We start from the raw sequence: 13990 nt of genomic DNA on the forward strand, positions 1-13990 counted from the left end.
CGCCTTGGCGGCAAGCACCGAAGCCTCGAACGTCGCCGAGAAGATCGAGCCGATCAGCGACTGAAGGCAGGCCTTGACGGTCTGCCCCTGACCCGGCTCGTCACCGACATGGTGTATCGTCGCGGAGACCGCCTCCATCACCGGCCTGAACTTATCGAGAATATCTTTTGGTGCGGCCGCCATCATCGTCAGCGTGCCCCCCTGGGCGCCGGGGAATCCGCCGGAGACGGGGGAGTCGATGAGCGCGATTCCCGTACCCTCCATCCCCGCGGCAATCTCGCGGGCCTCGCGGGGTTTGATCGTCGCCGTCAGGATCACCGCCCCGCCCCGGGCCATGGAGGAAATCAGCCCGTCCTTGCCGCCGTCTGGGCCGCCTGTGCCGAGAATGATTGATCTGGCCTGATCGCCGTTCATCACCATGACATAGACGGCATCGGAGGCGGCCCCGACCTCGCCGGCATCGGCGGCGGGTTTACCGCCCATCTCGCTGAAAGCCGACATGCGCTTCCTGTCAAGATCAAGCCCCGTGGTCTCGATCCCGGCCTTAATAAGGTTCCTGGCCAGACCGCTGCCCATATCCCCCAGTCCGATAACCCCTGCACGCATCATCCGTCCTCCCCGAACACTGTCATTTGTTTTCCATTCACAGGGATATATTTGCATTATCATTTGGAAAAGACCAGAGTGTTTTGAGCATTTGCCCATCCAGAAATGTCCGTGACATGGCTCGCAAATCGTAAATGATGACTCAAAACTTACACCAATTCGACACGCGCCGTCTCTTCAGATCGGGGGTTAATAGAAACGGGATATAAAATATCTGTAACTGAATTGTTGAAATTATTTCTGTGAAGTTCTTCGCCAGAGACTGTTTTGTTCCTGCTGAGTGATAAGAAATTGCAGTGTTTTTATTTCAGATTTCACGAAATTTTCCAAACGTGAAATGGTACGGTTTTTAAGAGCGTTATGCTGATGAATGATGCAGAGGTGGCGATCCGGATCACCAATGCGGATTGAAAGGGCACTCAGCTTATTTTGGCGCCTCATATTAAATACAACCGAATACGGCAGGATGGTCAAGGCATCCGATTCTGATAAGACATTGATTACCGAACTCAACGTACCTCCGGAAAAACTGATATTGAAGTTTCTGACTCCGATACTTTCCAGTGCTGAGCGAAGGTCATGGTATAAAGGACTTCCAGCCGGCGGAGCAATCCAGTTGTAATTTGCAATTTCTGCCAGGCGTAAGGATGATTTGTTTGAAAGTTTGTGGCCTACGCGGCAGGCAATCACGTTTTGTCCCCGCAAAATCTTTGAATAGCTCAGATTATCTGGTATTTCACTTTCACGAATGGGCAGAATGCCCAGATCAACTCCTCCGTTTTGGAGGTCTTCCAGAATTTTTGCCGGATAACCATAGTTCTGTTCAATCCCGATATCCGGAAACCTTGACTGGAATCTGGCAAGGATGCCCGAGACCACACCGTCCATAAAGAATGGGGTTCCTTCAACCCGGACTGCACCACTGTGCCCGGTTTGAGCTCTGCTGATGAGTTCTGAAGCCGTCAGGTTGGCCTCAATAATCTTTTTTCCCTGCTCTGCAAGAACCAGACAGAATTCGGTTGGCATCAAAGGCCGGCGATTGGGTTCAAATAAAGGGACCCCGACACGGTCCTGAAGGAGTCGAAGGCTGCGGGAAACGCTCGGCTGACTTTTGTTCAGGGCTTCTGCGCCTTCGCTGACACCACCGTTGTCGACGATTGCTGCCAGCAATTCAAGATGTCGAGGATCCAATTTCATAACTTAATGTTATATAGAAAGCTAATAATTCAATCAAGAGATCAAATTTTCCTGATATATTTTAGTTAAATTGTTGGAGAGTTATAACAATGGATGGTTCCTCAACAGAACTTTATAATCAATCTGTCCGATTTGGGGTAGGTGTCCGTCGCGAAGTCCTGGCTGAGGTTGAAAGCCTAGGGAAACAGCGTGCACTGGTCCTGACGACACCTGAACAGTCACATTTGAGTCTTGAGATAGCGGAATATCTGGGGTCCAGTGCCGGAGGGGTGTTCTCCAGTGCGACCATGCATACACCGGTTGAGGTCACAGAAAAGGCATTAAGTCACGTAAACTCGACCGATGCGGACTGTTTGATCGCAGTTGGCGGCGGATCTACGATAGGTCTGTCTAAGGCGTTGGCCTTACGGACCAATCTCCCTCAGATTGCTATTCCCACGACCTATGCCGGCTCTGAAGCAACGCCAATATTGGGTCAGACTGAGAATGGTGTTAAAACCACACTGAAAGACATACGTGTCTTGCCGGAAACTATACTTTATGACCCTGAGCTGGTGGCGACTTTACCTAAGTCAATGTCAGTGAATAGCGGACTGAATGCCATGGCTCACGCTGCTGAAGGGCTTTATGCCGAAGACCGTACTCCCGAGACGACTGCTCTGGCCCTTGAAGGACTGGAAACTTTAATCAAGGGTTTGTCAAAAGTGGTGAAAACCCCCGATGATCTGGTTGCCCGTGAGAATACTCAACGGGGTGCCTGGGCCTGCGGGACTGTACTGGGACGCCTGGGCATGTCTTTGCATCACAAGCTTTGTCATACTCTCGGGGGTTCGTTTAATTTACCCCATGCAGAGACTCATGCTGTGATCCTTCCCCACGCGATTGCGTTCAACGAGGTTGCCGAGCCGGATTTGTTAAAACCGATCTCAACACTTTTGGAAGGGGAATCTGCCGGTACGGCACTTTGGGATTTTGCTCAATCACTGGGGGCACCACTGTCTCTTGCCGAACTGGGAATGAAAGTAACTGAATTAGAGCGGGCTGCTGACCTGGCAACGCAGAATTCCTACTGGAATCCTCGCGAAATTACACCCGAGGCGCTAATTGCTCTATTACAAAATGCTCAGGCCGGAACGCGCCCGGGCATATAAACCTTGATCAACAAAGGAGAATAACGATGATCACGAGACGCAACATACTGAAAACCGGAGCGGCGAGTCTTGCCTTGTCAAATCTACCCCTGCCGGCTCTGTCAATGGGGGCTAAAATCAAACTGGGATATGTGAGTCCGCAATCAGGACCCTTGGCGGCCTTTGCGGAAGCCGACAACTTTATTATCAATGGATTTAATGCCGTTGCGGGTGATGATTTTGAGGTTGTCGTAAAAGATAGTCAGTCAAACCCAAACCGCGCAGCCGAAGTTGCCAAGGAATTGATTGTCGATGACGAAATCGATATGATGCTGGTCGCCTCTACGCCGGAAACAACAAATCCTGTTGCCACGACCTGCGAAAATGAGGAAGTGCCGGTTCTTTCCACAGTAGCCCCATGGCAACCTTATTTCATTGGCCAGCAAGGGAACCCCGGCGATCCGGCTTCATGGACACCTTTTAATTACTCTTATCATTTTTTCTGGGGTCTTGAAGATGTGATCGCGGTATTCACAAATATGTGGAGTCAACTCGATACCAATAAAAAGGTCGGTGGGCTGTTTCCCAATGATGGTGATGGCAATGCCTGGGGAGATCCGAACGTCGGGTTTCCGCCCGTACTTGACGAACAGGGGTATAGTCTGGTCGATACGGGCCGGTATCAAAACCTGACCGATGATTTTTCCGCACAGATCAATGCCTTTAAGTCCGCTAATGTAGAAATCATCACCGGCGTCCCAATACCGCCTGATTTCACAACATTTTGGACGCAGATGAAGCAGCAGGGTTTTACGCCGAAAGCAGCTAGTGTCGGTAAGGCTATCCTCTTCCCCGTCGCCGTTGAAGCCTTGGGAGATGCAGGGCATAATCTTTCGTCAGAGGTTTGGTGGTCGCCATCGCATCCCTTCAGCTCAACACTAACGGGTCAATCATCGGCAGATCTGGCGAGTGGATATACCAATGCAACCGGCAAACAATGGACACAGCCGATTGGATTCATTCATGCATTGTTCGAAGTTGCAAAAGATGTGATGGGCCGTGTATCCGACTCAGGAGATGCTGATGCGGTTGCTGAGGCAATTGCGTCGACAAAACTAAATACTATTGTTGGACCACTTGCCTGGAACGGATCCGGCTTGCCGCCATTCGCCGCCAAAAATGTTGCCAAGACACCTTTGGTGGGAGGGCAGTGGCGTCTGAAGAGTGGCGGCGGCTACGATCTTGTGATTGTAGATAATAAAACTGCGCCGAACATTCCGACCGGAGGCAGAATGGAAGTGATATAACAGGCCGTTTCTCCGGTAAGGGGGACTTTAGGCAAACTTCAGGTCTTAACCAATGTTGTCGCTCACCAATATCAACCAGTCCTTCGGGGCTCTTAAGGTATCTGACGATATTTCCCTTGAGGTTCCCGAAGGACAGGCTCTGGGTATCATCGGGCCAAATGGCGCAGGAAAGTCGACGCTTTTCAATATCATAACCGGCAATTTACAACCTGATAAGGGCCGGATCAATTTTTTGGGTAATGACGTTACGAAATCTCCACCCATGGCGCGAACTGTACTGGGCATGGCTCAGAGTTTTCAGATTCCCCAGCCATTTGAAAAACTCACTGTCTTTGAAAACCTGCTGGTCGCAGCGGCATTCGGCAAGAAGAAAGGTGAAGCCGAGGTAACGGAGGCATGTGCACTGATATTAGAACAAACCGAACTGTTGCCGCGCTCAAACATCCTGACGGGTCAGCTGTCGCTGCTTGAGAGAAAACGCCTTGAGTTGGCGCGTGCCCTGGCAACCGACCCCAAACTACTGCTTCTGGACGAAATAGCCGGCGGTCTGACCGAGGCCGAATGCCAATCCTTAATCGCGATCATCCGTGACATTCATGCCAAAGGCGTGACCATCGTCTGGATTGAGCATGTGCTTCATGCCCTGACATCAGTGGTCGAACGCTTGCTTGTTCTTGATTTTGGCCGGGTCATAGCTGCGGGCAAACCGGATAAGATTATGGCTTCGAAGCAGGTTAAGGAAATTTACCTGGGGATCGAAGTCTGATGGCACAAATACAGACCCATAACCTTACGGCATTCTATGGAGATTTTCAGGCACTTTTTGGTGTTGATATAGAATTGAATGATGGCGAGACCGTTGCCATCATTGGTGCAAATGGAGCAGGAAAATCTACATTCATGCGAGCCGTTTCAGGTGTTATTAAATGTGATGCCGACGCCATAACACTGGACGGAAACAATATTGGCCATTTATCTGCAGATAAGATTATGGCCATGGGAGTGGCGATGGTCCCGGAAGGACGTAAACTGTTTTCTTCTCTCAGCGTTGAGGAAAATCTACTGATCGGCTCCTATGGCCGTAAAGTTGAGGGGAAATGGTCACTTCCGGCAATATATGATCTTTTCCCAATTCTTTCGGAGCGTCGGAACAATTCAGGAACGTCTCTGTCAGGCGGACAACAGCAGATGGTTGCCATCGGGCGCTCGCTGATGTCCAACCCCAGCATTCTACTGTGTGATGAGCTCAGCCTCGGACTTGCACCGGTCGTCATCAAGGATATATATGCGGCACTGCCCCTGATAAAAGAAAATGGCACTTCGGTCATCCTCGTTGAACAGGATATCGGTCAGGCCATGAAAGTTGCCGATCGAGTATATTGCATGATGGAAGGCCGTGTGACCCTTAGCGGAAAACCCGGAAAATTGAGCCGAAAAGCTATCCATAATGCCTATTTCGGAGCTGTGGAATGATCTGGCTTGATACGATTGTTCAGGGTATTTTGCTCGGCGGACTATATGCGCTGTTTGCTGCCGGACTCAGCCTTGTCTTTGGAATAATGCGACTCGTGAACTTGGCTCACGGCGATTTAATCGTTCTGGGAGCTTATTTGATTCTTTTGCTGGTCAGCGCACTTGGCCTTTCATCCTTTTTAGCTGTGATAATTGCGGCACCATTAATGTTCGCTATCGGATGGATGCTGCAGCATTATGTTCTTAACCGGGTTATCGGAGATGATATCTTGCCCCCGCTACTCGTGACATTTGGTCTTTCAATTGTGATTCAAAATACACTTTTGGAAATTGCAAGTGCCGATAGCCGGCGTCTTTCAGCCGGGACACTTGAAACAGCTTCACTTGATCTGGGTCTTGTCAAAATTGGACTACTGCCTTTGCTGACATTCGGTTCAGCAATATTGGTTATTATTGCTTTGAATTGGATTTTTTATCGCACTTCTCTGGGCCGAGCATTCCGTGCGACATCCGATGATGCGGTGACAGCAAGCCTTATGGGAATAAATCCTCAGCGGATTTTCTCAACAACGACAGCTCTCGCAATGGTTGTCGTGATTATTGCTGCTCTTTATCTTGGCGTTCGTGCGAATTTCGACCCGTCGATTGGTCCGGCACGCCTGATTTACGCTTTTGAAGCGGTAATTATCGGTGGCTTGGGATCGTTTTGGGGAACGCTCGCGGGAGGAATTATAATCGGAGTGGCTCAGACCGTTGGTGCAGCCATTAATCCGGAGTGGCAGATTCTTGCTGGCCATGTGGCCTTCCTCATCGTGCTTATCCTACGCCCTCGCGGGTTATTTCCCCGGGCGGTGGACTGATGATGTATTCCGTCCGGACACAGACCAGATCGTCCCAGATTGCCGGCATATGCGCAGTCATCCTTATCGTAATGGCGGTTGTGCTGCCGTTCTTTGCAGGACGCGCCCTGATACAGGATCTGTTCTTTATTCTGACCATGCTGGCCCTTGCCCAATGGTGGAACTTGCTGGCGGGTTATGGAGGCATGGTGTCCATAGGTCAGCAAGCTTTTGTGGGTATCGGTGCCTACATGCTTTTTGGCTCCGTAATTTTATGGTCTGTGGATCCGGTACCGGCAATTCTTCTCTCAGGTATTGCCGCCTTGATTTTGGCCGTTCCAACGGCATTCTTTGCCTTCCGCCTTCAGGGAGCCTATTTCGCCATTGGCACATGGGTTTTTGCAGAGGTCACCCGCCTCATTGTTGCACAGTGGAAGCAGGTTGGAGGGGGAACCGGGACCTCGCTTCCCCGCGCCGCCACCAACGATATGTGGTTTGTGGAAATGATCAAATCGCTATTGGACGTCAAAACTTCAGCAGCACGGGATATTCTTGCATACTGGCTGGCTTTGATACTGGTTGTGCTGACAATCGGCGGTATTTACTGGCTGCTCCGTCGGCGCTACGGATTGGGACTTGCTGCGGTTCGTGACAATCTCAGGGCGGCAAGATCGGTGGGTGTGAATACAACCGCAGTCAAATGGTTGGTGTTTTTGTTGTCCAGTTTTGGAACAGGTCTGGCAGGCGGACTAATATACCTGCAAAAGGGGCGGATATCTCCCGATGCCGCATTTAGTGTTCTTGATTGGACCGCTATTGTAATTTTCATTGTTGTCATTGGTGGTATTGGCACAATCGAGGGCCCGATAATAGGAGTCATTATCTTTTTTATCCTGCAAAACCTGTTGGCGGATTTCGGCTCCTGGTATCTGATGATACTTGGCGTTATCGGAATTATAATCATGTTGTTTGCTCCCCGGGGGCTTTGGGGGCTGATAGCTGACAGAACTGGGTTTCAGTTATTCCCGGTACGTAGACGATTAATAATACCTAAACATAAATCAAGGAGGACAAAATGAGTGAGATTGAAACAGATGTGCTGGTGATTGGCACGGGACCTGCAGGATCAGCTTGCGCCGCACTTCTTGCAACTTATGGAATCAACGTGATGGTGGTGAATCAGTATCGCTGGCTTGCGAATACACCACGCGCGCACATTACCAATCAGAGAACCATGGAAGTCTTACGTGATTTGGGTCATGAAGTTGAGGCTGAAGCCTATCTGCGTGCTACTGATCAGGACTTGATGGGAGAGAACGTCTTTTGCGAAAGCCTTGCAGGTGAAGAAATTGGCCGGATGAAAAGTTGGGGAAAACATCCCCTGTCCCGCGCCGGACACCAATTGGCATCTCCCTCATTTATGAACGACTTACCCCAGACATTTATGGAACCTATTCTCTTCTCAACAGCCTGCAAACGGGGAGCACAGGGGCGCATGTCCACAGAATACCTGTCACACGAGCAGGATAAGGACGGGGTGACGACCAGTTTGCGCGACCGGATTTCCGGGCGCGAGTTTCAGGTGCGTTCAAGATACCTCGTTGGTGCAGATGGCGGCAATTCTTTGGTGGCCGAACATATCGATACGCCGATTGAAGGTAGAATGGGCGTCGGCGGATCAATGAATATTCTGTTCAAAGCGGACCTTTCCAGATATGTGGCCCATCGCCCGTCAGTTCTTTACTGGGTCATGCAACCCGGGGCTGATGTTGGCGGAATAGGCATGGGGTTGGTACGCATGATCCGTCCTTGGAACGAATGGTTGATCGTATGGGGATATGACATCAATGAACCCGAACCTGAGGTCACACCGGCACTTGCAACCAGTGTGGCCCGCCAGTTAGTTGGAGATCCTGAACTTGAGATAGACCTGATTTCTGCGAATACATGGACTGTCAATGACGCCTATGCAACCCATATGCAGAAAGATCGTGTGTTTATTATGGGTGATGCCGCCCACCGTCACCCGCCATCAAACGGTCTTGGTTCGAATACATCCATTCAAGATGCTTACAATCTTGCGTGGAAATTATCCGCAGTGATAAAAGGCCAGGCCGGCGAGAAACTGCTGGACAGCTATTCGCAGGAACGGGCTCCGATTGCCAAGCAAATTGTGACCAGAGCCAATCAATCTATTGGTGAGTTTGGTCCGATTTTCGAGGCATTGGGTATGGACGGCGGCACGGATATTGAAAAAATCAAAGCCAGTATGGATGTGCGGTGCAACCCCGGACCTGAAGGAGAAAAACAACGCGCTGCCCTTCGTGATGCCATTGCATTCAAGAAGTATGAATTCGATGCCCATGGCGTTGATATGAACCAGCGTTACAAGTCTGGTGCGATTGTTACCGGTGGTCAGATGGAGCCAGGTTTTGAACTGGATGCCGAGCTGCATTATCAGCCCACGACATGGCCAGGAGCGCGGCTTCCCCATGTATGGGTCTTTGATAGGGACACCGGCGCACAGGTTTCAACCCTTGACCTTTGCGGTCAGGGCCTGTTCACGGTGATTACAGGTATCGGAGGAGAAGCCTGGTGCAAGGCTGCTGATGCTCTGGCAGATCCGCTGGGTCTGCCTATTCGGTCTCATGTCATTGGTCCACGACAAAAATATATCGACCATATTGGCGACTGGTCAAGTGCTAGTGAAATTTCGGACACCGGCTGCTTGCTGGTGCGACCTGATCAGCATGTTGCTTGGAGAACACAAGAAATGGTTGAAAACCCGCAAAATGAACTTGAATCGGTATTGAAAACAATACTGGCCCGATAGGAGGATGAAATGGAAACAAAGTATTTTACAGAAGAAAATTCAGCTGAAGTCGTAGCGTCGAGAGCGACCGAAAGAACAGACGCGCGTACGCGGGAAATTTATACCGTTGTCGTCAAACATTTGCATGAAGCGGTTAAGGAGTTGGAGCCAACACAGGAAGAATGGATGCAGGCAATCCAATTTCTGACTCAAACGGGTCACATCTGCGACGACTGGCGACAGGAATTCATTTTGCTGTCGGATGTCCTGGGTGTATCGATGCTTGTTGATGCCATAAACAATCGTAAGCCATCAGGCGCTTCAGAATCGACCGTCCTAGGTCCTTTTCATGTGGCAGATGCACCGGAGATGGAAATGGGATCAAACATCTGCTTAGACCATAAGGGTCAGCCTATGCTGGTGAAAGGCCGCATATTGGATACAGAGGGAAACCCGATAACCGGGGTCAAAATCGATGTCTGGCAGGCCAATGACGAAGGGTTTTATGATGTCCAGCAAAAAGGAATTCAACCCGACTTCAACCTGCGCGGGATTTTTCGTACCGGAAAAGACGGCGCCTACTGGTTTCAGGGAGTGAAACCAAAATTCTATCCCATTCCAGATGATGGTCCGGTTGGAAAAATTCTCAATGCGCTTGGGCGACTTCCATACCGCCCCGCCCATCTGCATTTTATTTTTGAAGCTGTCGGTTTTGAAAGCCTGACCACTCACATCTTTGATCCCGATGACCCATATATAAACTCGGACGCCGTCTTTGGGGTCAAAGAATCTCTAATGGCTGATTTTGAATGGATTGAGGATGAAGAGAAGATCCGGTCTCATAACATGAACAATCCGTTCTTCCTGGTTGAATATGACTTCACACTTGCAAAGGCAAAGTAATGGATAAGCGTCTCTCATCTCTGAAGGACGCTGTATCCAATGTAAGGGACGGCATGACGGTTATGATTGGCGGCTTTGGTGGATCCGGTGCCCCAATAGAGCTAATCCATGCCCTTATTGATCAGGGGCCAAGAAATTTGACGGTTATCAACAATAATGCTGGCAATGGCCATGTGGGTATTGCCGCGATGATAGAGCAGGGTATGGTAAAAAAAATGATATGTTCTTTTCCGCGCTCAGCTGATCCCGTTGCTTTCACAGAGGCTTATAAAGCCGGAGAAATTGAACTAGAGGTTGTCCCGCAAGGAACATTGGCTGAGCGCATCAGAGCTGGAGGGGCGGGAATTCCGGCCTTCTATACTCCTGCCAGCTACGGAACTGATCTTGCAAAGGGCAAAATCACTGAAGAATTTGAGGGTAAAATGTATGTACGGGAAAACTGGCTGAAAGCTGATGTTTCATTGATCAAAGCGGAGACTGGCGACGTCTATGGAAATCTGACATACAGGAAGGCGGCGCGCAACTTTTCCCCCATCATGGCCATGGCTGGAATAAAAACCTATGCCCAAGTCAGACAGGCGGTACCCGCCGGGGAAATAGATCCGGAGATTGTTGTAACCCCTGGAATTTTTGTCAATGGCATTGTTGAGGTTGAAAAACCATTACAGGAAGAATCGCTGAACAGATCAGGAGCGGTCTATCCATGATGGATATAAGTGAAATTAAACTTTCCAATGCCCAGATCGCATGGCGTGTTGCGCAGGATTTGAAGGACGGTTCATATGTGAATCTTGGAATTGGCTTCCCTGAACTTGTGGCACAATTCCAGCCCGAAGGGCGTCATATCACCTATCACACGGAGAACGGCGTTCTGGGTTTTGGTAAAGCCCCGCCAGAGGGCGAAGAAGACTGGGACTTGATCAATGCTGGCAAGAGAGCAATTTCCCAGAAACCGGGTACGGCTTTTTTCCATCAAGCCGATAGTTTTGCGATTGTACGGGGCGGTCACCTAGATCTTGCTATACTGGGCACCTATCAGGTTGCAGAAAATGGTGATATTTCAAACTGGTCCACAGGCAGAGACGGTGTTCCGGCAGTAGGTGGAGCAATGGATCTGGTCCATGGCGCAAAGGCTATAGTGGTAATAACTGATCACGTTACGAAAAAAAACCAGCCAAAGCTGGTTAAACGTTGCACAATGCCGTTAACAGGTGTTGGATGCGTAACCCGGGTCTATACCTCTCTCGCTGTTGTGGATATATCATCAAAGGGTTTTGTGTTGAGGGAAAAGATTCCTGAAATCTCCCTTGAGGAGTTACAGTCTGTAACTGAAGCCGAACTCCATCTGGAAGGGGATGTCGGTGAAATGATTTGTCAATGAGAATGAGATGAAAGAAGCATATATTTGCAATTATATCCGCACACCAATCGGACGGTTTGGTGGCTCGCTCGCGCAAGTTCGCGCGGATGATCTGGGAGCAATACCTTTGCGTGCGCTGATGAAGCAACACAATATAGACTGGTCTTCGGTAGATGAAGTGATATACGGCTGCGCCAACCAGGCTGGTGAAGATAATCGCAATATAGCCCGCATGTCGGCCCTTCTTGCGGGACTCCCTGAAACGGTTCCAGCAACAACCATAAACCGGCTTTGCGGATCCGGCATGGATGCTGTTATTTCAGCGGCCCGTTGCATTCGTTCAGGTGAAGCTGATCTGATCATCGCCGGTGGTGTGGAAAGCATGACACGGGCACCATTCGTTGTACCCAAAGCGAGCAACGCGTTTAGCCGAAATAACGAAATTCACGACACAACGATTGGCTGGCGCTTCATTAATCCCAAGATGAAATCGGATTATGGGGTCGATAGCATGCCGGAGACTGCAGAAAATGTTGCTGTTGAATATAATGTTTCTCGTAAGGATCAGGACGCTTTTGCCCTACGCTCACAACTTCGGACGTTTTCGGCTCAAGAAAATGGTCGGCTTTCTAAGGAAATCACACCTGTTACAGTTCCTCAACAGAAAGGTGATCCAGTCCTTTTTGACATTGATGAACATCCCCGCGAGACTTCCCTGAAAAAGCTTGCATCTCTGAAGGCTCCCTTTCGTAAAGGGGGGACGGTCACCGCAGGCAATGCTTCGGGTGTCAATGATGGTGCTGCTGCGCTACTGGTCGCTTCTGATGAAGCTATAAAACTACATAACCTAACTCCGTTAGCTCGGATCATAGGCGGGGCAGCAGCAGGCGTACCCCCGCGGATTATGGGAATTGGACCTGTAGCGGCTACAGAAAAATTACTGGCACGCTTGGGTCTTACTATTCAAGATTTTGACGTGATTGAACTCAATGAGGCTTTCGCCGCACAAGCCATTGCAACGTTGCGCCAACTGGGCTTGCCAGATGATGCTCCTCATGTGAACCCCAATGGAGGTGCCATAGCTCTAGGTCACCCATTGGGCATGTCCGGGGCACGAATTACCGGAACAGCAGCCTTGGAGATATCAATACAGGAAAAAAAATATGCACTAGCCACCATGTGTATAGGAGTTGGGCAAGGAATTGCTATTGGGCTGGAACGACTCTGACTAAATCTGCGTGGAGGATGGCGAGCGCGCCCGCTTCAACCTGAATGCCCTCGCCGCGTCATTTGGATCAGCCGCATCTATCCCGGCATGATTCGTTCTGACAAGAGACTTTGCCGCCTGAAGATCAGGCATCGAGACGTGCCTTCGCGATCTGGATCATCAGGTCGAATTCATTGAACAACTGCCATTCCTGCTCGACTTTGCCATCCTTTACGCGCCACTGGGTGATTCCCCAGATCTGGCACTTCGTCCCGGTCGGTTTTTGGTAAAGTTTTCCGCCTGAATGCATGCCCTCGGCGCTCCAGCGGGTGGAGATCAGATATCCATCGGAATCATTGCCCATCCAGTAGACTTCATCGACTTGATGCCTTAGGTCCGGAAATGCATCGCGCACCTCGCTTACATAATCACGATAAGCCTCGACACCGGAAGAAAGCCGGCCGCTCGCACCTTCAAAGGGAAGGTCGGCGAAATAGTTCTCGCCGATGGCTGATCCGTCACCGTTCCAGCTATTGTCGTGGATTTCCCTGGTATAGGCATCAGGATCAAAACCACTGACCGGCTCCGCTACACTTAAGGGACGGTCCGGGCTGACACATGTGCGCAAATCATTCCAGATTTCTTCGCTGCGCGGCCAGCCGGGGAACGGATCCCGGGCAATACGTTCGGCTTCCTCCCACAAATCGAGACCCAGCTGCTGTAACATCGATGATGTGTTATAAAGCACATGTTCGAGAAAAATGTCATTACCGAGCGCGACGCAGTTTGCGATAGCAATGACGTTGATTTTCGCTCCGGTCGCATCACCGTATTTACTGGGGGCGGTATTGGTTCCCATTATCCGGGTCAGATGCGAGGTGTGGAAACCTATTTCATCATCCCCTGCCCAGATGACTTCTTCCGCATCGAGTATAATGTCAGGAAACGCTCCGGTCGTGTGATGCGTATCGTCGATGATTTTGGTGTTGCCGCGCTGCAGTCCGTAGTCGTCATAGACCATTGAGTCATCGGAATAGCAGTCCGCAATATATTCAACCTCACGGGCTTCCGTTTCCCAGATGCGGCAAGTAATGCGGACGATATAGTCGATGATGTTACGGTATTCCGGATCAAATCCCGACAGGGGTTGTTCGAG

At 50.2% G+C, this 13990-nt stretch carries 14 protein-coding genes; 11 read left to right on the top strand and 3 right to left on the bottom strand.

Going from position 1 to position 13990, the window contains the following annotated elements:
- Together V6Z81_09645 and V6Z81_09650 are read right to left on the bottom strand one after the other, a co-directional pair.
- The coding region (locus V6Z81_09645) for an NAD(P)-dependent oxidoreductase (GenBank protein MEG9862727.1) at positions 1-705 on the bottom strand (705 nt) is incomplete at its 3' end.
- Between the two features lie 135 nt (positions 706-840).
- Positions 841-1803 (bottom strand): LysR family transcriptional regulator, encoded by a 963-nt coding sequence (locus V6Z81_09650; GenBank protein ID MEG9862728.1) that lies wholly within the window; start codon positions 1801-1803, stop codon positions 841-843.
- An 89-nt stretch (positions 1804-1892) separates the two neighbouring features.
- Here V6Z81_09650 and V6Z81_09655 point away from each other — a divergent pair, with 89 nt between their 5' ends.
- The 11 genes from V6Z81_09655 to pcaF are packed head-to-tail and all read left to right on the top strand — an operon-like array spanning position 1893 to position 12855.
- On the top strand, positions 1893-2954 hold the full coding sequence (locus tag V6Z81_09655; GenBank protein ID MEG9862729.1) for a maleylacetate reductase: 1062 nt from the start codon (positions 1893-1895) through the stop codon (positions 2952-2954).
- A gap of 26 nt (positions 2955-2980) precedes the next feature.
- Positions 2981-4240: an ABC transporter substrate-binding protein gene (locus V6Z81_09660; GenBank protein MEG9862730.1), complete on the top strand. Its 1260-nt coding sequence runs from the start codon at positions 2981-2983 to the stop codon at positions 4238-4240.
- A 52-nt stretch (positions 4241-4292) separates the two neighbouring features.
- Positions 4293-5006 carry an ABC transporter ATP-binding protein gene (locus V6Z81_09665; protein MEG9862731.1) on the top strand — a complete coding sequence of 238 codons (714 nt, stop codon included), beginning with the start codon at positions 4293-4295 and terminating at the stop codon, positions 5004-5006.
- Entirely contained in the window at positions 5006-5713 is a 708-nt protein-coding gene (locus V6Z81_09670) for an ABC transporter ATP-binding protein (protein ID MEG9862732.1), read from the top strand. Before V6Z81_09665 ends, V6Z81_09670 begins: the two co-directional genes overlap by 1 nt.
- Positions 5710-6573, top strand: a complete 864-nt coding sequence (locus V6Z81_09675; protein MEG9862733.1) for a branched-chain amino acid ABC transporter permease — start codon at positions 5710-5712, stop codon at positions 6571-6573. The genes V6Z81_09670 and V6Z81_09675 overlap by 4 nt, the downstream gene beginning before the upstream one ends.
- Entirely contained in the window at positions 6573-7631 is a 1059-nt protein-coding gene (locus V6Z81_09680; protein MEG9862734.1) for a branched-chain amino acid ABC transporter permease, read from the top strand. The genes V6Z81_09675 and V6Z81_09680 overlap by 1 nt, the downstream gene beginning before the upstream one ends.
- Positions 7628-9385, top strand: a complete 1758-nt coding sequence (locus V6Z81_09685; protein ID MEG9862735.1) for an FAD-dependent monooxygenase — start codon at positions 7628-7630, stop codon at positions 9383-9385. Before V6Z81_09680 ends, V6Z81_09685 begins: the two co-directional genes overlap by 4 nt.
- A gap of 9 nt (positions 9386-9394) precedes the next feature.
- The gene (locus V6Z81_09690; GenBank protein ID MEG9862736.1) at positions 9395-10267 is read left to right on the top strand and encodes an intradiol ring-cleavage dioxygenase; all 873 of its coding nucleotides are present in this window, start codon (positions 9395-9397) and stop codon (positions 10265-10267) included.
- Positions 10267-10974, top strand: coding sequence for a 3-oxoacid CoA-transferase subunit A (locus V6Z81_09695; GenBank protein ID MEG9862737.1), 708 nt, complete (start codon positions 10267-10269; stop codon positions 10972-10974). The genes V6Z81_09690 and V6Z81_09695 overlap by 1 nt, the downstream gene beginning before the upstream one ends.
- The gene (locus V6Z81_09700; protein ID MEG9862738.1) at positions 10971-11648 is read left to right on the top strand and encodes a 3-oxoacid CoA-transferase subunit B; all 678 of its coding nucleotides are present in this window, start codon (positions 10971-10973) and stop codon (positions 11646-11648) included. The genes V6Z81_09695 and V6Z81_09700 overlap by 4 nt, the downstream gene beginning before the upstream one ends.
- Positions 11649-11655: 7 nt before the next feature.
- A complete protein-coding gene (pcaF, locus tag V6Z81_09705) occupies positions 11656-12855 on the top strand; it encodes a 3-oxoadipyl-CoA thiolase (GenBank protein ID MEG9862739.1) in 1200 nt (399 codons plus the stop codon).
- Between the two features lie 124 nt (positions 12856-12979).
- Here pcaF and V6Z81_09710 read toward each other — a convergent pair.
- The coding region (locus V6Z81_09710) for an ester cyclase (protein MEG9862740.1) at positions 12980-13990 on the bottom strand (1011 nt) is incomplete at its 5' end.

This window comes from Parvularculales bacterium, assembly GCA_036881865.1.
In the GTDB taxonomy this organism is placed as follows: domain Bacteria; phylum Pseudomonadota; class Alphaproteobacteria; order JAPOUT01; family JBAJNM01; genus JBAJNM01.

Coding starts and splice junctions, on each gene's coding strand:
- V6Z81_09650 (MEG9862728.1), bottom strand. CDS start 1,803: ATGAAATTGGATCCTCGACATCTTGAATTGCTGGCAGCAATCGTCGAC.
- V6Z81_09655 (MEG9862729.1), top strand. CDS start 1,893: ATGGATGGTTCCTCAACAGAACTTTATAATCAATCTGTCCGATTTGGG.
- V6Z81_09660 (MEG9862730.1), top strand. CDS start 2,981: ATGATCACGAGACGCAACATACTGAAAACCGGAGCGGCGAGTCTTGCC.
- V6Z81_09665 (MEG9862731.1), top strand. CDS start 4,293: ATGTTGTCGCTCACCAATATCAACCAGTCCTTCGGGGCTCTTAAGGTA.
- V6Z81_09670 (MEG9862732.1), top strand. CDS start 5,006: ATGGCACAAATACAGACCCATAACCTTACGGCATTCTATGGAGATTTT.
- V6Z81_09675 (MEG9862733.1), top strand. CDS start 5,710: ATGATCTGGCTTGATACGATTGTTCAGGGTATTTTGCTCGGCGGACTA.
- V6Z81_09680 (MEG9862734.1), top strand. CDS start 6,573: ATGATGTATTCCGTCCGGACACAGACCAGATCGTCCCAGATTGCCGGC.
- V6Z81_09685 (MEG9862735.1), top strand. CDS start 7,628: ATGAGTGAGATTGAAACAGATGTGCTGGTGATTGGCACGGGACCTGCA.
- V6Z81_09690 (MEG9862736.1), top strand. CDS start 9,395: ATGGAAACAAAGTATTTTACAGAAGAAAATTCAGCTGAAGTCGTAGCG.
- V6Z81_09695 (MEG9862737.1), top strand. CDS start 10,267: ATGGATAAGCGTCTCTCATCTCTGAAGGACGCTGTATCCAATGTAAGG.
- V6Z81_09700 (MEG9862738.1), top strand. CDS start 10,971: ATGATGGATATAAGTGAAATTAAACTTTCCAATGCCCAGATCGCATGG.
- pcaF (MEG9862739.1), top strand. CDS start 11,656: ATGAAAGAAGCATATATTTGCAATTATATCCGCACACCAATCGGACGG.